The 19,067-nt window shown below is 73.2% G+C and carries 18 protein-coding genes; 10 read left to right on the forward strand and 8 right to left on the reverse strand.

Features of this window, described 5'->3' with window-relative positions:
- Nucleotides 1-54: 54 nt before the first annotated feature.
- Genes KM427_RS12185 through KM427_RS25500 form a run of 3 tightly spaced genes read left to right on the forward strand, consistent with a single transcriptional unit; the run spans nt 55 to nt 2,041 of the window.
- Complete coding sequence (locus KM427_RS12185) at nt 55-1,080, forward strand: App1 family protein phosphatidate phosphatase (RefSeq protein ID WP_215527344.1); 1,026 nt, start codon at nt 55-57, stop codon at nt 1,078-1,080.
- Nucleotides 1,077-1,835: a 5'-3' exonuclease gene (locus KM427_RS12190; RefSeq protein WP_252275310.1), complete on the forward strand. Its 759-nt coding sequence runs from the start codon at nt 1,077-1,079 to the stop codon at nt 1,833-1,835. Before KM427_RS12185 ends, KM427_RS12190 begins: the two co-directional genes overlap by 4 nt.
- Before the next feature lie 53 nt (nt 1,836-1,888).
- Nucleotides 1,889-2,041 carry a hypothetical protein gene (locus KM427_RS25500; RefSeq protein ID WP_252275312.1) on the forward strand — a complete coding sequence of 51 codons (153 nt, stop codon included), beginning with the start codon at nt 1,889-1,891 and terminating at the stop codon, nt 2,039-2,041.
- A gap of 27 nt (nt 2,042-2,068) precedes the next feature.
- Here KM427_RS25500 and KM427_RS12195 read toward each other — a convergent pair whose 3' ends face one another.
- Nucleotides 2,069-2,938, reverse strand: a complete 870-nt coding sequence (locus KM427_RS12195) for an LLM class flavin-dependent oxidoreductase (RefSeq protein ID WP_215527345.1) — start codon at nt 2,936-2,938, stop codon at nt 2,069-2,071.
- Nucleotides 2,931-4,652: an FAD-binding oxidoreductase gene (locus KM427_RS12200; protein WP_215527346.1), complete on the reverse strand. Its 1,722-nt coding sequence runs from the start codon at nt 4,650-4,652 to the stop codon at nt 2,931-2,933. Before KM427_RS12200 ends, KM427_RS12195 begins: the two co-directional genes overlap by 8 nt.
- An 86-nt stretch (nt 4,653-4,738) precedes the next feature.
- Here KM427_RS12200 and KM427_RS12205 point away from each other — a divergent pair, with 86 nt between their 5' ends.
- Nucleotides 4,739-5,236: a MarR family winged helix-turn-helix transcriptional regulator gene (locus tag KM427_RS12205; RefSeq protein ID WP_215527347.1), complete on the forward strand. Its 498-nt coding sequence runs from the start codon at nt 4,739-4,741 to the stop codon at nt 5,234-5,236.
- 7 nt (nt 5,237-5,243) lie between these two features.
- Here the strand turns inward: KM427_RS12205 and KM427_RS12210 are convergent, their stop codons facing one another.
- A complete protein-coding gene (locus tag KM427_RS12210) occupies nt 5,244-6,029 on the reverse strand; it encodes an enoyl-CoA hydratase/isomerase family protein (RefSeq protein WP_215527348.1) in 786 nt (261 codons plus the stop codon).
- 54 nt (nt 6,030-6,083) lie between these two features.
- Between KM427_RS12210 and KM427_RS12215 the strand changes: the two genes are divergently transcribed.
- Nucleotides 6,084-7,013, forward strand: coding sequence for a DNA-3-methyladenine glycosylase family protein (locus KM427_RS12215; RefSeq protein ID WP_215527349.1), 930 nt, complete (start codon nt 6,084-6,086; stop codon nt 7,011-7,013).
- A gap of 110 nt (nt 7,014-7,123) precedes the next feature.
- Here the strand turns inward: KM427_RS12215 and KM427_RS12220 are convergent, their stop codons facing one another.
- On the reverse strand, nt 7,124-8,383 hold the full coding sequence (locus KM427_RS12220) for a phospholipase D-like domain-containing protein (RefSeq protein ID WP_252275314.1): 1,260 nt from the start codon (nt 8,381-8,383) through the stop codon (nt 7,124-7,126).
- A gap of 80 nt (nt 8,384-8,463) precedes the next feature.
- Between KM427_RS12220 and uvrB the strand changes: the two genes are divergently transcribed.
- The 5 genes from uvrB to KM427_RS12245 all read left to right on the forward strand — a co-directional run bounded on the left by uvrB (nt 8,464) and on the right by KM427_RS12245 (nt 14,153).
- A complete protein-coding gene (gene uvrB / locus KM427_RS12225) occupies nt 8,464-10,584 on the forward strand; it encodes an excinuclease ABC subunit UvrB (protein WP_183594925.1) in 2,121 nt (706 codons plus the stop codon).
- Nucleotides 10,585-10,604: 20 nt separating this feature from the next.
- A complete protein-coding gene (locus tag KM427_RS12230; protein ID WP_425490216.1) occupies nt 10,605-11,018 on the forward strand; it encodes a VOC family protein in 414 nt (137 codons plus the stop codon).
- Between the two features lie 357 nt (nt 11,019-11,375).
- On the forward strand, nt 11,376-12,662 hold the full coding sequence (locus tag KM427_RS12235; protein WP_183595076.1) for an MFS transporter: 1,287 nt from the start codon (nt 11,376-11,378) through the stop codon (nt 12,660-12,662).
- Between the two features lie 68 nt (nt 12,663-12,730).
- A complete protein-coding gene (locus KM427_RS12240; protein WP_215527350.1) occupies nt 12,731-13,531 on the forward strand; it encodes an NPCBM/NEW2 domain-containing protein in 801 nt (266 codons plus the stop codon).
- A 61-nt stretch (nt 13,532-13,592) separates the two neighbouring features.
- Nucleotides 13,593-14,153, forward strand: a complete 561-nt coding sequence (locus KM427_RS12245) for a hemerythrin domain-containing protein (RefSeq protein ID WP_215527351.1) — start codon at nt 13,593-13,595, stop codon at nt 14,151-14,153.
- A gap of 6 nt (nt 14,154-14,159) precedes the next feature.
- On the opposite strand, the gene KM427_RS12250 is transcribed toward KM427_RS12245, so the two are convergent.
- From KM427_RS12250 to KM427_RS12265, 4 genes are read right to left on the reverse strand one after another with little or no spacing between them, the layout of a single operon-like run.
- Nucleotides 14,160-16,382 carry a hypothetical protein gene (locus KM427_RS12250; RefSeq protein WP_215527352.1) on the reverse strand — a complete coding sequence of 741 codons (2,223 nt, stop codon included), beginning with the start codon at nt 16,380-16,382 and terminating at the stop codon, nt 14,160-14,162.
- Nucleotides 16,379-17,302, reverse strand: a complete 924-nt coding sequence (locus KM427_RS12255; RefSeq protein ID WP_215527353.1) for an NAD-dependent epimerase/dehydratase family protein — start codon at nt 17,300-17,302, stop codon at nt 16,379-16,381. Before KM427_RS12255 ends, KM427_RS12250 begins: the two co-directional genes overlap by 4 nt.
- Complete coding sequence (locus tag KM427_RS12260; RefSeq protein WP_252275317.1) at nt 17,299-18,321, reverse strand: glycosyltransferase; 1,023 nt, start codon at nt 18,319-18,321, stop codon at nt 17,299-17,301. The genes KM427_RS12255 and KM427_RS12260 overlap by 4 nt, the downstream gene beginning before the upstream one ends.
- A complete protein-coding gene (locus tag KM427_RS12265) occupies nt 18,318-19,043 on the reverse strand; it encodes a class I SAM-dependent methyltransferase (RefSeq protein ID WP_215527354.1) in 726 nt (241 codons plus the stop codon). The genes KM427_RS12260 and KM427_RS12265 overlap by 4 nt, the downstream gene beginning before the upstream one ends.
- Between the last annotated feature and the right edge of the window lie 24 nt (nt 19,044-19,067).

Genomic DNA, 19,067 nt, shown 5'->3' on the forward strand with positions numbered 1-19,067 from the left:
ATTGAAGCCGACGGCGCCGACAGCGCTGGGCCGTCGACTCCTAGGGTGGGGGCCGTGGGTCGCAAGCAGTGGCTGCTGGTCGAGGCCGAGCGCCGGTGGGACGCGGTGCGGCTGCGCCGCAAGGCGGGGCGGACCCCGGAGAGCTTCCGGATCGACGCCTACCTCGGCCACGGCGGGCCGGAGGGGGTCGTGGTCCGCGGCCGGGTGCTCGACAACCCGCCGCCCACACCGGCGATGGCGGGCGAGGGCCTGGGTGCGGCGCTGCGCCGGAGCCTGGTCCAGTTCGTGACCGACGAGCTGCCCGGCGTACCGCTGCGGGTCACGGTGGGCGACGCCACCGCCGAGGTCGCCACCGACCACGAGGGCTACTTCCGCGTCGAGTTGCGGCCGAGCCGGCTGGACAGCCCCTGGCACGACGGCACGATCGAGCTCGCGGGCGACTACCGCGGCCTGACCGAGCACCGGGTGCCGGTGCGCGTCCGGGTGCCCGGCCCGGACGCCCGCTTCGGCGTCGTCAGCGACGTCGACGACACGATCCTCGAGACCGGCGTGCAGCGGGTGGGCCTGATGCTGCGCCAGACCTTCACCGGCTCGGCGCTCACCCGGACGCCGTTCCCGGGTGCCGCCGAGCTCTACCAGGACCTCGCGGCCACCGAGGACGGCCAGGGCAACCCGGTCTTCTACGTCTCGTCGAGTCCGTGGAACCTGCACGAGTTCCTGGTCGGCTTCCTCCGGCACCGCGACTTCCCGCTCGGGCCGGTGCTGCTGCGCGACCTGATCGGGAGCCACCAGGGCCGGGCCCGCAAGCACGAGCGGATCGAGGAGGTGCTGCGGCTGCACCCGCAGCTGCGGTTCGTGCTGATCGGCGACTCCGGCGAGCGGGACCCGCAGGTGTACGCCGACATCGTGCGCGCCCACCCGGGCCGGGTGCTCGCGGTCTACATCCGCGAGGTGCGGCTCGATCCCGGCGACGGCCGGGTCGAGCAGGTCACCGACGGGTGGGACGCCGACGTGCCGTTCGTGCTGGCCGCCGACAGCGACGCCGTGCGCGAGCATGCCCGCGGGATCGGCCTGCTGTGACCCTCGAGCCCCGTCTGCTGCTCGCCGTGGATGCCCCGTCGCTGCTCCATCGCAACCACCACGCCCGCGCGGAGTCCGGGCTGCGGGATCTCGGCGACCGCCCGGCGTGGGCCCTGCACGGCATGGTGCGTCAGATCCTCGAGGCGATCGACCAGTTCGCGCCGGATGCCGTGCTCTTCGGGCTCGACGACCGGGAGTCCTCGGTCCGCGCGGCCGCCTACCCGGCGTACAAGGCGGGTCGCGCCGAGAAGGACCCCGAGCTCGTCGACCAGCTCGGACGCGCGCAATCCCTGCTCGACGCCCTCGGCCTGCGCGCCGTGCAGCCACCGGGACTGGAGGCGGACGACGTCAGCGCGTCGGCCGCGGCGTGGGCCGAGCGGGAGGGCTGGCGCTGCGTCATCGTCACCTCCGACCGCGACGCCTTCGCCCACATCAGCGAGCGCACCCAGGTACTGCGCCTGATCAACGGCGGCATCTCCGGGTCGCCGCTGCTGAACCCGGCCCGGCTGCGAACCCTCTACGGCGTCGCGGCGGAGCACTACCTCGAGTACGCCGCGCTCCGCGGCGACGCCAGCGACAACCTGCCGGGCGTGCCGGGATCGGCGAGAAGACCGCACCGATCCTGCTGTCCCAGATGGGCTCGATGCGGGCGGTGTGGGCCGACATCGACCACTGCGACGGCGCCAACCTGGTGGCCACGATCGACTCCTACTGCGAGGAGACGGGCCGGCGTCGCATCGGCTCGGCGCTGCTGAAGCGTCTCGCCCCTCGGCAGGCGCGGGAACGGTTCGAGTTCAACCTCGCGATGATGACCGGCCGCACCGACGTCGATCTCGGCCTCACCCCCGAGACCGCGGGCACCCCCGGTCTGCTCCCGCTCGACCCCGGCCGGGTCTCGCGCGTGATCGGATACCTCGGCGTGCCCGCGACGACGCAGCTCGCGCTGCGCGTGCTCACGTGATCGACACGGTACGGCGGGCCGGTGGCCCTACCGCTCCTTCGACACGATCTCCCGCACCGCCGGCGCCACCTCGGCGGCCAGCCGCTCGGTGGTCGCGAGGTCGTCGCCGCCGACGATGAAGCCGCTGATGCCGTGGGTGAGCGCGAGGTCGGCGAGCTGCTCCGCCCAGTCCGCGGACGACGACGGGCCGGCGTCCATGAAGTTCAGCAGCCGGCGTACGTCGCCGGGTGCGCGGCCGGCCGCGACCGCGGCGTCGTCGATGCGGGCGTTGAGCCCCGGTAGGGAGTCGGCGCCGTCGGGGAGGTAGCTCATGCTCGGCAGCCAGCCGTCGGCGACGGCGCCGGTGAGCTCGAGCATCTTCGGCTTGTAGGCGCCGACCCAGATGCCGATCTCGTGCGCCGGCCGTGGTCCGCGCTTCGCGCCGTCGACGGTGTAGAACTCGCCGCGGTGGTGCACGCCGCCCTTGGTGTCGGTGTCCCAGACCTCGCGGATCACCCCGATGCCCTCGCGCAGCGCCCGCACGCCCTCGGCGGGGGTGAGCCGGCGGCCGCCCATCGCCTCGATGCCGTCCCAGAAGGCGCCGGCGCCCAGGCCGAGCTCGAGCCGGCCGCCGCTGAGCACGTCGAGCGACGCGGCCGCCCGCGCGAGCAGCGCCGGTGGGCGGAGCGGGAGGTTGAGCACGTTGCCGGCCAGGTGAATGCGCTCGGTGCGCGCCGCGGCGTACGCCAGCAGGGTCCAGGTGTCGAGGAAGGCCGACTGGTAGGGGTGGTCCTGGAAGGTCACCAAGTCGAGCCCGGCCCGGTCGGCCGCCACGGCCAGGTCGAGCACGTGGCCGGCGCCCTGGACCGACGGCGTCACGAAGGTGCCGAACAGCAGGTCGTGTCCGTAGTCAGTCATGGGGTCCCTCCTGAGGGTCGATGTTGAAGTTGTCCCGGAAGAGGTTCTCCGGGTCGTAGCGCCGCTTGATCTCGCGCAGTCGCGCGAGGGTCGGCGGCGGGAAGGCGTCGTGCAGCCGCTCCGGCCGCGGGTCGGTCTCGAAGCTCAGGTAGAGGCCGTCGAAGTGCGGCGCGAGCGCGTCCCAGGCCGCGTCCAGCCCGGTCCGGTCGGCGCCCATCGCGGTGACCTGGAAGTCCGGCGTGCGGTGGGCGAACGCGGTGGCATCGGCGGGTACGTCGGCGATCGCGCCGCCCATCGTGCGCAGCTGGAAGAAGTGGACGAGCCCGGTGTCCAGCAGCGCGGCCGTGTCGGCGGCGAGCTCCGGCGTCAGGCGGGGTGCGTACGCCGACCGGGTGACCGGCTCGCCGTACCCCCGGTGGCCCTCGGGCCCGACGTCGGCGGCCATCGCCATCACGTCGGCGTAGCGGGCCAGCACCACCTGCTGCCGGGCGAGCGCGCCGATCTCCGCGAACGGCGTGAGCCGCTCGATCACGACCTCGGGGTCCGCCGACTCGACCATGCCGTAGAGCTGGAGCACGGCCTGGTCGCGCTGCGGGCGGCCGGTGACCAGGAAGACCGTGGTGTCCCGGGGCGCACCGCTGGCCACCTCGCCGAAGCGACGGAGCCCGTCCGCGAGGTCGGGCACGACCACGACCAGCTGGGCCCAGCCGACCAGGTCGATCTCGCTCGCCTCGAACTCGAACGCGGTGACGATGCCGAGGTTCGCCCCGGCGCCGCGGACCGCCCAGAAGAGGTCCGGGCGCTCCTCCCGCGACGCGCGAACCCGGCTGCCGTCGGCCAGCACCAGCTCCACCGCGCGCAGCTGGTCGATGGTCAGGCCGTGCTTGCGGGAGAGGAAGCCGATCCCGCCGGCCGTCGCGAGCCCGCCGACCCCGACACCGCCGTAGTCGCCCGAGCCGATCGCCCAGCCGTGGCCGTCCAGGACCGCCGCGACGTCCTTCCAGCGGGCGCCGGGCCCGATCCGCACCAGGTGGTGCTCCTCGTCGATCACCTCGACCTCGTCGAGCGCGCCGACGTCGACGACCAGCCCGCCGTCGTTGGTCGACCGACCGCTCACGCCGTGGCCGCCGCTGCGCACGCCGAGCGGCAGGTCGCGATGGCCGCGCGCGAACGCCACGGCGTGCGCGACCTCCGTCGCCGAGCGCGGCCGGAGCACGAGGCCGGGGGAGCCGCCGCGCAGGTACGTCGAGCTCGCGCCGCGGTACGCCGGATCGCCGGGCTCGACCGCGGTCGCCGCGAGCGAGGCGGGCAGGTCGTCGTACGCGATGCCCGGACGCCGGTGCGTCAGGCGGCGCTCGCGCCGGGCGGCGTGGACCGCGGGCGCGTGGCCGTCGACGTCGTCGGTCGAGCGGGCCGGCAGGCGCACGAGTGCGGGATCGGCCACGAGCACCCGGCCGCCGCTGAGCGCCTCGGCGCTGGCGAGCGCCTTCGCCGCGACCGCGGGCAGTGGGGAGCCGGGCCGGTCGGTCGCGATCCGGATCCGCTCGGTGCGCCCGGCGAGCCAGACGGCGGTGGTCCACGGGTCGAGCAAGGCGTCCTCTCCGGTGAGCACCACCAGATCGAGGTCCGTGGCCTCGGCATGCCGGGTCAGGGCGGTCAGCTCGTCGAGCGAGAGCTCGCCGAGGGTCAGCTCGATGGCGACCTCGTTCGTCATCCCGGGTTCTCCCTCTACCGTTGTCGCGACAGATCGTATGTGCCACAGACGATCTGCTGAACAACAGAAGCGGGTACGATGTTCCCGTGACCGAGCCGCACGACTCCCACCGCGGGACCGAGCCCGCCGAGGACCTCGGCTGGGCCCTCGGCTCGCTGCTGCGCGGCTACCGCGAGCGGATCGGCCCCCTGCTCGAGGACGTGCCCCACGGCCCGCGGGGCTATCAGACCCTCTGCGAGGTGATCCGCGGCGAGCAGCCCAGCCAGCTCGCCCTCGCCACCCATCTCGGCATCGACCGCACCGTGATGACCTACCTGATCGACGGCCTGGTGGAGGCCGGCCTCGTCGAGCGCCGGCAGAACCCCGCCGACCGTCGACAGCGGCAGGTGGTCGCCACCGCGCGCGGCCGTCGGCTGGTCGCGCGCACGTGCGGCCGGGTGGCCGCAGCCGAGGAGGAGGTGCTCGGTGGGCTCGAGCCGGGGGAGCGCGACGTACTCCGCCGGCTGCTCGCCAAGGCCGCCCTCGTCGACGGCCGGACCAGCCACGACCCCGACGCGTGCGCGGTCGTGACCGAGGACGGGTGAGCCGGGCTCACCACCCCGGCGGCAGGCTCGTGAAGTCCGGCTCGCGGCCCTCGGCGAACGCGGTGAGCGCCTCGAGGTTGGCCGGGCCGCCCATCAGCTCGGCGAACGCCGCGTTCTCGCGCTGCCGCGCGGCGTCGATGCCCGCGCGCAGCGGCTCGGTCATGGTCCGCTTCACCGCGACCAGCGACGAGATCGGGCGGGCGGCCAGCACCTCGGCGTGGCGGCGCGCCTCCGGCAGCAGGTCGTCGGGCTCGCAGACCCGCCAGACCAGCCCCATCTCGAGCGCCTCCGCGGCGGTGATCCACTCCGCCGAGAGCAGCGCCCACGCGGCGTCCTGGCGCCCGACCAGCCGGGGGAGCAGGTACGACGAGGCCGCCTCGGGCGCGACGCCCAGGCTGGTGAACGGACACTTCAGCCGGGCGGTCGTCGACATGAACGCGAGGTCGGCGAAGCCGAGGACGGTCGCGCCGATGCCCAGCCCGACGCCGTTGACGGCGCACACCAACGGCTTGGGGAAGTCGACGAGCGCGTCGAGCAGCCCGACGAACCCGTGCCGGCCCGGCACGAACCCGGGATCGGTCGCCCGCGCGTGCATCTCGAGCAGATCGGTGCCGGCGCTGAACGCCCGGCCGTTGCCGGTCAACAGCACCACCGCGACGCCCGGATCGTCGGCCGCGGCGCGCAGCGCGTCGGTCGTCGCGTCGTACAGCGCCTCGTTGAAGGCGTTGAGCGCGTCGGGGCGGTCGAGGGTGAGCGTGCGGACCCGGTTGCGGTCCTCGATCAGCAGCGACATGGGACGAGAATAGAACGTGTTCCAGTGTCGGGGTGCCGGGCTATCCTCACCGGCGTGGACGGACGGGTGCGGGAATGGCGACCCGACTGGCCGTGCCCGGTCGCGTCGGTGCTCGCCGTCCACAAACGGGGCGGCGGCGACCCGACGTACCGCATCGAGGGGGAGCGCCACTGGCGCGGCATCCGTACGCCGGAGGGGCCGGCCACCCTGATGGTCGAGCCGCGTTCGGCCGAGGGCGTCGTGCGCGCCGAGGCCTGGGGACCGGGCGCCGACTGGGCGCTGGCCTCGCTGCCGGCGCTGCTCGGGGCCGACGACGACGTCTCGGGGTTCGAGCCGCGCCATCCCTTGGTCGTCGAGGGGTGGCGCCGCTACGCCGCCTGGCGGATCGGTCGCACCGGCCTGGTCATGGAGGCGCTGACCCCGGCGATCATCGAGCAGCGGGTCACCGGGCAGGAGGCGTTCGCGGGCTTCCGGATGCTCGTGCACCGGTACGGCGAGCGTGCGCCGGGCCCGGGCGCCGACCGCCGGCTGTGGGTGCAGCCCGCGGCGGCGACGATCCGGCAGGTGCCGTCCTGGGAGTGGCTGCGGATGCACGTCGACCCCGCCCGCTCGCGGGCACTGGCCTCCGCCGCCAGGGTCGCCGACGCGCTCGAGCGCACCGTCGGGCTGCCGGGCGAGGAGGTCGAGCGCCGACTCACCACGCTGCCCGGCGTCGGCGTCTGGACCGCCGCCGAGGTGCGCCAGCGCGCCCACGGCGACCCCGACGCGGTGTCCTTCGGCGACTACCACGTGGCCAAGGACGTCGGCTGGGCGGTCGCCGGCCGCGCCTTCGACGACGCCGAGCTCGCGGAGTTCCTCGAACCGTGGCGCCCGCATCGCGGCCGGGTGCCGGTGCTGCTCGGCCTGGCCGCCGGACGGCGTCCGCGCCGCGGCCCGCGGATGGAGCCGCGCACGCACCTGCCCGCCCGGGTCACCCGCCGCTGAGCGCCACGGTGGTTGAGGTGCGAGGGCCGCCAGGCCCGAGCCTCGAAACCACCACGAAGGACGGTGGTCGAGGTGCGAGCGGAGCGAGCCTCGAAACCACCGGGCCGGGCTCAGAGCAGCGGCCGCAGCGGTGCGAGGATCGTCTCGGTGAACTTGCGGTGCAGGTCGCGCGCCTCCCACTCGCTGCGGGTGAGCTCGAGGCAGTTGGACTCGTCGGCGGCGTAGATCCGCTCCATCTCGGCGGCGAAGGCGGGGTCGATGACCTCGATGTTGATCTCGTAGTTGCCCTGGAGGCTGAGCCGGTCGACGTTCGCGGTGCCGACGGTCGACCAGGTGCCGTCGATGGTGGCGGTCTTCGCGTGCACCATCGCGTCCTTGAACCGGAAGATCCGCACCCCGGCGTCGAGCAGCTGGGAGAAGTACCCGCGCGAGATCCAGTCCGCCACGATGTGGTTGGACTTCAGCGGCACCAGCAGTCGGACGTCGACGCCGCGCCGGGCCGCGTCCTTGATCGCGTCGACGAAGTCCTGGTCGGGGCAGAAGTAGGCCTGGGTCATCCAGACCCGGGTGGAGGCGCGGTTGATCGCCTCGATGTACATCGACCGGATCGGGAACATCCACAGCCGCGGCACGTTGCGGTGGAAGCGGATCCGCGGCTCCCAGGTCGAGGCGGTCTCCAGCAGCAGTGGCCGCTCCGACGTACCGATCCGGCGTCGGCGGTTGAGGTTCCAGAAGTCGGCGAACGCGCGCTTGAGGTCCCACACGCCCGGTCCGGTGATCTGCACGTGGGTGTCGCGCCACTCGGTGGCGTACGCCGTTCCGATGTTGTAGCCGCCGACGAAGCCGACCGCGTCGTCGACCACGAGGATCTTGCGGTGGTCGCGGCCGTAGCGGGCGAGGTCGTAGAACTTCCAGCCGGCCGGGTAGATCGGGTAGCGCAGCACCTTCATGGTCGGCGGGAAGCGCTTGAACCGGGGGGAGACGACGAGGTTCGCGAAGCCGTCGTAGATGCAGTAGACCTCGACGCCGCGGTCGGCCGCGGCGGCGAGCGCGGCCTTGAACCGCTCGCCGATCTCGTCGCCCTTCCAGATGTAGGTCTCGAAGAGGATCTGCCGCTCGGCCCTCTCGATCGCGTCGATCATCGCGTCGTACAGGTCCTGGCCGAAGGTGTACGGCGTGAGCGCCCCGTCGCCCACGGCCACGTCGCGCGGCGGGGTGACCGGGAACGGCTTGGGCCGCTTGCCGCGGCGCCGGTAGGAGTCGACCAGCGTCATCCCGAGGGCGAGCGCGAGCTGTGCCCCGACGATGGTCAGGAGGGTCCGACGGAGCAGCCGCAGCAGTCGCTCGAGCGGCAGGCGGTCGTCGGTCACGGGGCCAATCTATCGACCCTCGTCGAGCCGCCGGGATCGGCCGTCGGGCGATGTCGGTGGGCCGGTCTAGGCTCGGAGCTATGCGACCAGTGACCGACCTCGAGCGCCGGGTGGCGCCGTTCAAGGTCGTCTCCGACTACCAGCCCTCCGGCGACCAGCCGGCCGCGATCGCCGAGATCAGCAAGCGGATCCGGGGCGGGGTCGAGGACGTCGTGCTGCTCGGTGCCACCGGCACCGGCAAGACCGCGACCGTGGCGTGGGTGGCCGAGCAGCTGCAGCGCCCGATGCTGGTGATGCAGCCCAACAAGACCCTCGCGGCGCAGTTCGCCAACGAGCTGCGCCAGCTCTTCCCCGACAACGCGATCGAGTACTTCGTCTCCTACTACGACTACTACCAGCCCGAGGCCTACGTCCCGCAGACCGACACCTACATCGAGAAGGACTCCTCGATCAACGAGGAGGTCGAGCGGCTGCGGCACTCCGCGACCAACAGCCTGCTGACCCGGCGCGACGTGATCGTGGTCAGCACCGTCTCGTGCATCTACGGCCTGGGCACGCCGCAGGAGTACGTCGACCGGATGGTCCGGCTCAAGGTGGGGGAGGAGCACGACCGCGACTCGATCCTGCGCCGCCTCGTGGAGATCCAGTACACCCGCAACGACATGACGTTCACCCGCGGCACCTTCCGGGTCCGCGGCGACACCCTCGAGATCTTCCCGGTCTACGAGGAGCTGGCGGTGCGGGTCGAGTTCTTCGGCGACGAGATCGAGCGGCTGATGACGCTGCACCCGATCACCGGCGAGGTGGTCACGGACGACACCGAGCTCTACGTCTTCCCGGCCACCCACTACGTCGCCGGTCCGGAGCGCATGGAGCGCGCGATCCAGGGCATCGAGCTCGAGCTGGAGGACCAGCTCGCGACCTTCGAGCGGCAGGGCAAGCTGCTTGAGGCGCAGCGGCTGCGGATGCGCACGACGTACGACGTCGAGATGATGCGGCAGGTCGGCTCGTGCGCGGGCATCGAGAACTACTCGATGCACATCGACGGCCGCACCCGCGGCTCGGCGCCCAACTGCCTGCTCGACTACTTCCCCGAGGACTTCCTGCTCGTCGTCGACGAGTCGCACGTGGCCGTGCCCCAGATCGGCGGCATGTACGAAGGCGACATGTCGCGCAAGCGCAACCTCGTCGACCACGGCTTCCGGCTGCCCAGCGCCATGGACAACCGGCCGCTGCGCTGGGAGGAGTTCCTCGACCGGATCGGGCAGACCATCTACCTCTCCGCGACCCCGGGCGACTACGAGCTCGACAAGGTCCAGGGCGACACCGTCGAGCAGATCATCCGGCCGACCGGGCTGGTCGACCCCGAGGTGATCGTCAAGCCGACCAAGGGCCAGATCGACGACCTCATCCACGAGATCAACACCCGCGTCGAGAGGAACGAGCGGGTCCTGGTCACCACGCTGACCAAGAAGATGTCGGAGGACCTCACCGACTACCTCCTCGACGCCGGCGTCCGCACCCGCTACCTGCACTCCGAGGTCGACACGCTCAAGCGCATCGAGCTGCTGCGCGACCTGCGGCTGGGGCAGTACGACGTGCTCGTCGGCATCAACCTGCTCCGCGAGGGCCTCGACCTGCCGGAGGTGTCGCTGGTCGCGATCCTCGACGCCGACAAGGAGGGCTTCCTGCGCTCCGACAAGTCGCTGATCCAGACGATCGGCCGTGCCGCCCGCAACGTCTCCGGCCAGGTGCACATGTACGCCGACAAGATCACGCCGTCGATGGAGGCGGCGATCGACGAGACCAACCGGCGCCGGGCGCGGCAGGTGGCCTTCAACGAGGCCAACGGCATCGACCCGCAGCCGCTGCGCAAGAAGATCGCCGACATCACCGACATGCTGGCGCGCGAGGACGAGTCGACCCAGGCGCTGCTGGAGACCTGGCAGCACATGGACCCGAAGAACCGGAAGGCCCCGGTCCCCGCGCTGTCCCGGATGGCCGGTGGAGAGTCGGGCCAGCACAGCAAGGACCTGGCGGGGCTGCCGAGCGCCGAGCTCGCCCAGCTGATCCAGGAGCTCACCGACCAGATGAAGGGCGCCGCGGCCGAGCTGCACTTCGAGGTGGCCGCCCGCCTGCGCGACGAGATCGGCGACCTGAAGAAGGAGCTGCGGCAGATGATGGAAGCAGGTGCCAAGTGAGCGATGTCCGAGAAGTCCAGGTGACCTTCGACTGCGCCGACCCACGGGCGTTGTCGCTGTTCTGGAACGACGCACTGGGCTACGAGTTCCCACCGCCCCCGCCGGGCTTCGACTCCTGGGACGCCTTCTCGGAGTCGCTGCCGCCCGACCAGCGCAACAGCGCGTCCGCGTGCGTCGACCCCGGCGGGGTCGGCCCGCGGCTGTTCTTCCAGCAGGTGCCGGAGGGCAAGGCAGCCAAGAACCGCGTGCACCTCGACGTCCGCGCCGCCCCCGGGCTGGCGGGCGAGGAGCGGATGGCCGCGCTCGAGGCCGAGTGCGCCCGCCTGGTCGGCCTCGGCGCGACCCGCGTGGAGCGCCACGAGCCCGCCCCGCCCATGTCCGGAGGACACATCGTCATGCAGGACCCCGAGGGCAACGAGTTCTGCCTCGACTAGCGGGCCCGCGGTGGTTGAGGTGCGGAGGCGCTCTGGCGCCTGAACCTCGAGACCACCTGGTTGGTCGGCGCGTGCGGGTTTCGAGGCTCAGGCCTGGCGGCCCTCGCACCTCAACCAGCGCGCGGGCACTTGGTCGGTGGTTGAGGTGTGAGGCGCGCTAGCGCCGAGCCTCGAAACCACCGGCTCCGCGGGCGGCCGCCTGCGGAGCCTGGGCCGTGAAACCGTGTGGTTGGTCGGCGAGCGCGGGTTTCGAGGCTCGGGCCTGGCGGCCCTCGCACCTCAACCAGCGCGCGGGCCCCGCGGGGGACCGCCCTGGCGCCGGTCTCGCAAGCCGCCGGGCCTAGAATCGGGGGAGTGATGCAGCCGACCACCACCACGGCGCGTGCCTGGGTGGTGTGGATCGTCGGGCTGCTGGTCTACCTCGTCGCGGTCTTCCACCGCTCGTCCCTCGCCGTCGCCGGTCTGGCCGCGACCGACCGCTTCGACATCTCGGCGTCCCAGCTGGCGACGTTCACGATGCTCCAGCTGGTGGTCTACGCTGGCATGCAGATCCCGGTGGGGCTGCTCGTCGACCGGTTCGGGTCACGCAGCGTGCTGCTCTGCGGCACGGCGCTGCTGACGCTCGCCCAGGCGGGATTCGCGCTCGCGGAGACCTACCCGGCCGCGCTGGTGGCCCGGTTCTTCGTCGGCCTGGGCGACGCGATGACCTTCATCTGCGTGCTCCGGCTGGTGGCGACCTGGTTCCCGGCTCGCCGGATTCCGCTGGTCACCCAGCTCACCGGCACCCTCGGGCAGCTGGGCGCGGTGCTGGCCGCGGCGCCGATGACCTGGGCGCTCGGCCACCTGGGCTGGCGCACGGCGTACCTGATCGCGGCCTCCCTCGGGCTGGTGCTGGCCGTCGCGGTGCTGGCCGTGCTGCGGGACTCACCGGCCCACCGCAACCTGCGGGGCCCGGCGATGTCCCTGCGGTCGATCCGGGCCAGCCTGGCCGCGTCGTGGGCCCACCCCGGCACCCGGCTGGGCTTCTGGATGCACTTCTCGACGCAGTTCAGCGCGACCGCGCTGACCCTGCTGTGGGGCTACCCGTTCTTCGTCCGGGGCGAGCACCAGTCCGCCGCGTCGGCGGGCCTGCTGCTGACCCTGATGGTGCTGGCGGTGATGGCCGCCGGTCCGACCCTGGGCTGGCTGGTCGGCGCGTATCCCTGGCAACGGTCCACCATGGTGCTCACGATCGTGACGGCCATCGTCGTCGTCTGGACCGTGGTGCTCGCCTGGCCGGGCACCGCACCGCTCTGGCTGCTGATCGTCCTCGTGATCGTGGTGGGCATCGGCGGCCCGGCCTCGATGATCGGCTTCGACGTCGGCCGCACCTCCAACCCGCACGAGCGGCTGGCCAGCGCCAGCGGCATCATCAACCAGGGCGGGTTCGTCGCCAGCCTGGTGCTGGTGATCGCGATCGGGGTCGTGCTCGACTGGCGTACGCCGGGCGGCAGCGACTACACGCCGTCGGCCTTCCGCTGGGCGATGTGCACCCAGTACCTGCTCTGGTCGCTCGGCCTGGTCCAGATCTACCGGTACCGGGTGCGCACCCGCCGGTTCGTCGACCGCGACGAGCTGGAGGGCATCGTCCGCGCGGTGCCCTGATCCGCAGGTGCCGCTGGGCTAGGGTCGCCGTGCCCACCGGGGCAGCATCGACCAGAGGGAGCACGCCCATGATCACCAGGTTCGCACTCGCCGGGCTGGGCGTCGTCCTCGCCGCCGGGCTCACGGCACCGGCCGCGACGGCCGCACAGGCCCCGACCGAGCGGCGCGCGGCGTACCAGCCGACGCTGAAGGCGAGCAAGACCACGGTGATCACGGGCCAGAAGCTGGTGCTGTCCGGCAGGGTCAAGCCCGCCGCCAAGGGCGGCACGGTCGTGCTCCAGAAGCGGATCGAGGGCCGCAAGTGGGCCGTCGAGAAGAGACTGACGATGACCAAGGCGGGCAAGTTCCGCTACGTCGACAAGCCGTCGACGCCGGGTCTCCGGTCCTACCGCGTGATGGTGCCGAAGGCCGGCAAGGTCAAGGCGGGCACGAGCAAGCCGGTCAAGGTCACCGTGCTGCGCTGGGTCCCGCTGACCCAGTTGGCGGTCCGCGCCATCGACGGCACCCGGGCGGGCACCACGGTGAGCATCGGCGGCAAGCAGTACGCCAACTCGGTCGTGTCCAACGCCGGGGCCGCCAAGGGCACCATCGACTGGAACCTCGACCCGTCCTGCACGACGCTGCGCACGCGCTTCGGGGCCGGCGACGACGGCGACGCCGACGCCACCGCCCACGTGACCCTGACCGGCGACAGCGAGCAGCTCTTCTCGGGGCAGTTCATGCTCACCCAGTCGGAGAGCCGCACGTTCGACGTCAGCGACGTCTTCCGGCTGGCGTTCGCGTGGTCCTCGACCAAGGCCGGCGTCCTCGAGCCGCGGGCCGGGGCGATCGCGACGATGGCCGGTCCCGAGCTGCTCTGCGCGATCTGAGCCGGATCCGGCGTCGACCGGCACAGGTTTGACCCCGGCGCGGGCGGGCTACGTAGCCGTCATGACCAACATCGACCTGGGCCGGCCCGTGCAGGGCGACGTCGTCGACGTGATCCTCGACGACCACCGTCGCTTCGAGGAGCTGCTGCGCGACCTGCGCGACAGCAGCCAGGACCGCGACGCCGTACGCCGCGCCTTCGCCACGCTGCATGTCGCCCACGCCGAGGCCGAGGAGAGGCACGTCTACCCGCAGCTGCGGCGCAAGCGTGCGGTCGGCGAGCACGAGGCCGAGCACGGTGAGGAGGAGCACGCCGAGGGCAACGCCGCCCTGCTCGCCGTGCTCGAGCTGAAGGGCACCGACACCGACGCGTTCGAGGACGCCGTCGAGGAGCTCGCCCGGGTGGTCAACCACCACCTCACCGAGGAGGAGCTGACGATCCTCAACCCCGCGCGTGACGAGGTCGGACCGCGGGTGCGCGCGGACCTGGGCGAGCAGTTCTGCGCCGAGCGCAACCGGCAGATCGACAACGACTGCGGCGCGCTGGCCAACGTGCGCCGGATCGTCTCCGCGGCCCGCAAGGACGGCCTGCTGGACGAGTACGAGGGCCGCGACGACGACTGAGTCCGGCTACCCGGACGACCTGACCGCGAAGCCCGAGTCGCGCCGACCCGGCGGGCGGGGCGGCCGGCCCGGGAGCCCGGATCGGTCGCGGCGGCGTCGCACCGCGTGGACCAGCGCCCAGGCCAGGCCGAGCAGGACCGCCGCACCGAGCGCGGCCAGCTCCAGGCGCCACCCGGGCGGCCGGAACCGCACGGTCACGGTGCTGCCGACGTCGTCGGGCGACAGCGCGACCCGGACCAGGTGCCCGCCCAGCGGGTCGTCGAGGGTCGCGCCGTCCACCTCGTAGCCCGGCCAGGCGATCCGGCTCAGCACCACGCTCGCGTCGGGGCCGACCTCGTCGACGACGAAGGTCGTGGCGGTCTCGGTGCGGGCGACCTCGTGGACCCGGGTGCCCGGGGACGACCAGACGATGCCACCGGCGGTCGGCAGCGGGCGGTCACGCACCCAGGTCACCACGGTGTCCTCGCCCTCGTCGCCGACGACGTGCCACCCGGCCGGCGGGCTCGCCGTGCGTGCGACCGGAAGGTCGACCAGGACCAGCGTGCTGATCGAGTGCAGGTCGACCCAGGGCCGCCCCGTGGTCGGCTCGACCTCGAAGATCCGGTCGAGCGCCTCGGGACAGGCGTCTCCGTTGAACCGCACGCAGAAGCGGTTGTTGTACGCCCGGAAGCCCATCGGGGTGTAGCCGTTGTGCACCGGCTTGCCGGTGAGGTCCCAGAGGCTGCCGGGCAGCACCGACCGGCCGATCTCGGGATGCTCCTCGAGCACCTCGGGGCTCAGCCCGATGACGAACACGTCGCCCGCGGCGCCCGGCAGCAGGTCGGCGTACGCCGAGAGCTCGCCCGGCGACCCGCGCTGCCCCCCGAGCCCGGCGGGCTGGGCGGTCAGCTGCAGCACGGCGAGCCCCACCGACGCGGCGATCATCACCGCGGGCACCAGCCGTCGACGCGGCGTCGCGACGAAGGTCGCCACCACGGCGACCACCACCGCCGCGCCGGCGCCCGCCTGCAGCCACGCCGAGCTCGGCCACAGCAGCGCCGCGCCGACCGTTGCGGCCGCGACCCACAGCAGGCTGAGCCCGAGCCGCAGCCGGCTCGGCCGACAGGCCACCGCCCGGTCCAGCGCCCGGTCGAGGAGCACGACGAGCAGCAGCACCCCGGTCAGGGTGACCATCGCCATCACCCGGCCCGGCATCCGGATCGGCCCCATGTAATAGGGCAGCAGCGTCCAGACGACCGCCAGGGCGAGCGGCACGACCAGGGAGACCAGCGACCGCCAGTCGTGCCGCAGCCTGGCGTAGACCACCCAGCACGCGAGCGGGAGGAACCACGCGACGTAGGTGAAGGTGACCTGGTCGGCTCCGAGCCCGGGGTCGTCGAGGAGGCTGACGGTGGGGGAGACGGTCGTCGGATGCCCGGCCAGGAGCGTGGTCACCGGCTCCATCTCCAGGAATCCGGGGCCCTCGACCTCCCACCCCCGGCGCCAGGTGACCGACGCGGTCAGGATGCCCGGCAGGTAGACGGTGATGCAGAGCAGCCCGACGTAGCCGCCGGTCACCAGCAGCCGGCGCACGCCCGGCCAGTCGCGGAGCAGCAGCGCCTCGAGCAGCAGGCCCACCAGCACGAGGCCGAGGTACATGGTGCCGAAGACGTAGCCGGTCGTGACGAGCACGAACGTCGACACCAGCAGCGGCCACGGGTTGGCGCCTGCGACGGTACGCCGTGCTGCCCACCACGCCCACGGCACCAGGGCGGCCACCAGCTGCCCCGCGATCCAGCGCGGGGCGTCGGCCGACAGGGTGAAGCCACCGAGCTGCACGGCCACGGCCGCGACGGCGGCGAGCCCGGGGCGTACGCCGTACCCGCGGGCGAGCAGGTAGCAGCCGGTCACCGCGAGCGCGGCGATGGCGAGCTTGACGAGGGTCACGTAGACGACCAGCTGCGGCGCCACAGCGGCGCCGACGCCGATCAGCCAGGAGAGCGGGCTGTAGAGGCCCTCCTGACCCTCGGCGAGGGGGTTGCCGGCGCTCGCCGTCTGCACGTCGAGCATCGGCCACCGGCCGTGCAGGAGCGCCTCGCCGAGGTGGTGGAACCACCCGTAGTAGGCGTTCTGGGTGTCGCCCTGGAAGTAGTGGCGCGGGTCGAGCAGCAGCGGGTACAGCCAGACCAGGCAGACGGCGCCGAGCGCGACCGCCAGCCAGCCCAGGTCGGTGCGGTGGCGGCGGATCATCCGCCGGCCCGGGTCGACCGGCCCGCGGCCGAGCGGGTGCGCGCCGCGACGTCGTCGGCGGTCGCGCGCAGACCGGCGGCGAAGGGGGTCCGTGCCATGGCGTCGACCTCCGGCCACACCACCGACCGGAGTCGCAGGTCGCGCACCTGACCTCCGGCGGCCTGCCGGGTCGAGAGCCGGGGGTGGCGGCGCAGCACCCGGGTCGCCTCGGCCACCACCGCGGCGATCGAGGCAGCTCGCCCCGACGCGAGCACCTTCGTCACGGTGGTCCCCGGCGGCTCGGCGTCGAGCAGGTCGAGCCCGGCGACGATCATCGCCGCCGCGTCGTCGACGAACAGGTAGTCGCGGAGCGTGTCGAGCGAGACGTGCACGTTGAGCGTGCGGCGGGTCTCGTGGGCCAGGCAGAGCTGGGCGATCAGGCCCTGGGGCTTGGACAGGTCCTGCCCCGGTCCGTAGAGGTTCGAGATCCGGCCCACCAGCAGCCGGGTGCCGCGGGCCGTCAGCAGGCCCGCGAGCTCCTCCATGTCGAGCTTCGCGACGCCGTACGGCGCGAGCGCGGCCACCGTCGATCCCTCGTCGAACGGCGGCGGGTCGGGCGAGCCGGCGTACAGGCCACCGGCCGAGGAGGCCAGGAACATGCTCGCGGGCGGGTGCGTCAGCGTGCCTACGAAGGCGCCGAAGAGCCGCACCTCCGCGGCCAGCTCCGCCGCAGGGGTCGCGACGACGCCGGCCCCGGCGCACCAGGCGAGCCGCCAGCCGCTGCGCGCGCCGACGATCTCGGCCGCGTGGCGGAGCGCGTCCAGCGCGGCGGCGTGGTCGGCCCACGGGACGGCGACGGTGTGCACGTCGTCCCCGGTCGCTCGCAGTCGCTCCTCGACGTGGCCGCCGAGGAGTCCGCGTCCCACCAGCAGCGTCGTCACGAGGGCTCCGGCTCCTCGACCGGCAGCGGCTCCTCCTCGTCGGCGCCCAGCGGTCCCTCCTGGCTGTCGCCGACGATCAGGTACAGCGGCCGGCCCATCGCCATGTGCACCGCGACCCCGACGTACTCCGCGATCACGCCCAGCGCGAGCAGGATCGTGCCGGAGCTGATCAGGCCGACGACCGCGAGCGAGGTCCAGCCCGCCGGGTGGATGGAGTGCCGCAGCCGCATCCACACCAGCACCACGGCCAGCGCGAAGCCGATGGTCGCGAACAGCAGCCCGAGCACGCTCACCGCCCGCAGCAGCCGGGTGCCGCCGGTGAGCACCGAGTGCCAGTAGTGCGAGAGCAGGGTGCGGAGCCGGTATCCGGAGGCGCGCTCGCCCTCGGAGCGCAGCCGCACGGGGCAAGTGGTGATCCGCTGGGCCACCCAGCCGAGCGCGACGTCGAGGTAGGCGCCGGGTCCGGCGTACGCCGCGACGCTGCGGGCGACCTCGCCGAGCACCAGGCGGTAGCTGTGGAAGCTGCCCGCGTCCCGGTTGCCGGTCAGCCAGCGCAGCGTCCGCTTGGCCCACCGGGACGACACGTTGCGGAACGCCCCGTGCGGGGCGGGGTTCACCGGCGCCGCGTAGACCACGTCGGCCCGGTCCGCCATCGCGCGGTCGAGCATCGGGCCGAGGTACGCCGGATCGTGCTGGCCGTCCTCGTCCAGGGTCGCCACCCAGTCGCCGCCGGAGGACGCCATGCCGGCGAGGGTCGCGGCGTGCTGACCGAAGTTGCGGCTCAGCCAGACCGGGCGGACCCAGTCGTGGGCGGCGGCCAGCCGGCGGATCACGACGTCGGAGTCGTCGGGCCCGCAGTCGTGGACGAGCAGCACCTCCGCGACCCGTGCCGTACGACCCGCGGGCGTGCGGAAGGCCGTCGTCAACGGCGCGAGCTCGGCGACCAGGGCGTCGAGGGTGTCGGCGCCGCGGTACACGGGGACGACGACCGACAGCGCGTGCTCCCGCGACCCGATCACGACGCCGCCTCCTTGCGCGCGGCCACGACCACCGACGAGCCGAACGGCAGGTCCCAGCGGGGGAGCAGCCGGCGGTCCAGGCCGGCGGCCGCGAGCAGGACCTTCTCGACCGTCGGCCCGGTCTGCGGTAGTCGCGGGACGCCGTCGGCCGAGGCCTCCCGAGACCCGCCGCCCAGCACGCGGGAGCGCAGCCGATCGGCGGCGAAGAACGGGAAGGTGCCCGCGAACAGGTACGTCGCGCGCAGGACGTCCAGGCCCTGCGCCTCGACCGCGGCGACGAGGCGCCGCCGGGTGTAGCGCCGATGGTGCCGGTTCTGCACGTCGAAGTCCGACCAGGCCCACTGGTAGGCCGGCACGCTCACCAGCAGGCGGCCCCCGGGAGCCAGGACTCGGGTCAGCTCGGCCAGGGCGGCCGCCTCCGGCTCGCAGTGCTCGACGACGTCGAAGGCGGCGACCACGTCGAACGTCGCGTCGGCGAACGGCAGCCGCATCGCGGAGGCACACACGTCACCCGGCGCGAGGCCGCGCCGGTCGAGGTCGACCGCCACCCGACGGGCTCCCGGTGCGAGCCACCCGACGCTCGGCCCGTCGGCGCTGCCGACGTCCAGGACGGCGGCGGGTCTGCCGACGTAGCGGCCCACAGCGGCGCGCAGCAGGCCCGCGCGGGCCCGGTACCACCAGTAGTCAGGCTGCGCGATCGAGGGCGAACCGACGGTGCCCATGGGTACATGGTGCCCCCACGACCC

Origin of the sequence: Nocardioides sp. LMS-CY, from assembly GCF_018732145.1 — a bacterium.
Classification (GTDB): Bacteria; Actinomycetota; Actinomycetes; order Propionibacteriales; family Nocardioidaceae; genus Nocardioides; species Nocardioides soli.

What these genes read in the sequence shown, in the direction of transcription:
- KM427_RS25500 (WP_252275312.1), top strand. Translation starts at nt 1,889, where the DNA reads ATGACCGGCCGCACCGACGTCGATCTCGGCCTCACCCCCGAGACCGCG.
- KM427_RS12195 (WP_215527345.1), bottom strand. Translation starts at nt 2,938, where the DNA reads ATGACTGACTACGGACACGACCTGCTGTTCGGCACCTTCGTGACGCCG.
- KM427_RS12200 (WP_215527346.1), bottom strand. Translation starts at nt 4,652, where the DNA reads ATGACGAACGAGGTCGCCATCGAGCTGACCCTCGGCGAGCTCTCGCTC.
- KM427_RS12210 (WP_215527348.1), bottom strand. Translation starts at nt 6,029, where the DNA reads ATGTCGCTGCTGATCGAGGACCGCAACCGGGTCCGCACGCTCACCCTC.
- uvrB (WP_183594925.1), top strand. Translation starts at nt 8,464, where the DNA reads ATGCGACCAGTGACCGACCTCGAGCGCCGGGTGGCGCCGTTCAAGGTC.
- KM427_RS12235 (WP_183595076.1), top strand. Translation starts at nt 11,376, where the DNA reads ATGCAGCCGACCACCACCACGGCGCGTGCCTGGGTGGTGTGGATCGTC.
- KM427_RS12240 (WP_215527350.1), top strand. Translation starts at nt 12,731, where the DNA reads ATGATCACCAGGTTCGCACTCGCCGGGCTGGGCGTCGTCCTCGCCGCC.
- KM427_RS12245 (WP_215527351.1), top strand. Translation starts at nt 13,593, where the DNA reads ATGACCAACATCGACCTGGGCCGGCCCGTGCAGGGCGACGTCGTCGAC.
- KM427_RS12250 (WP_215527352.1), bottom strand. Translation starts at nt 16,382, where the DNA reads ATGATCCGCCGCCACCGCACCGACCTGGGCTGGCTGGCGGTCGCGCTC.
- KM427_RS12265 (WP_215527354.1), bottom strand. Translation starts at nt 19,043, where the DNA reads ATGGGCACCGTCGGTTCGCCCTCGATCGCGCAGCCTGACTACTGGTGG.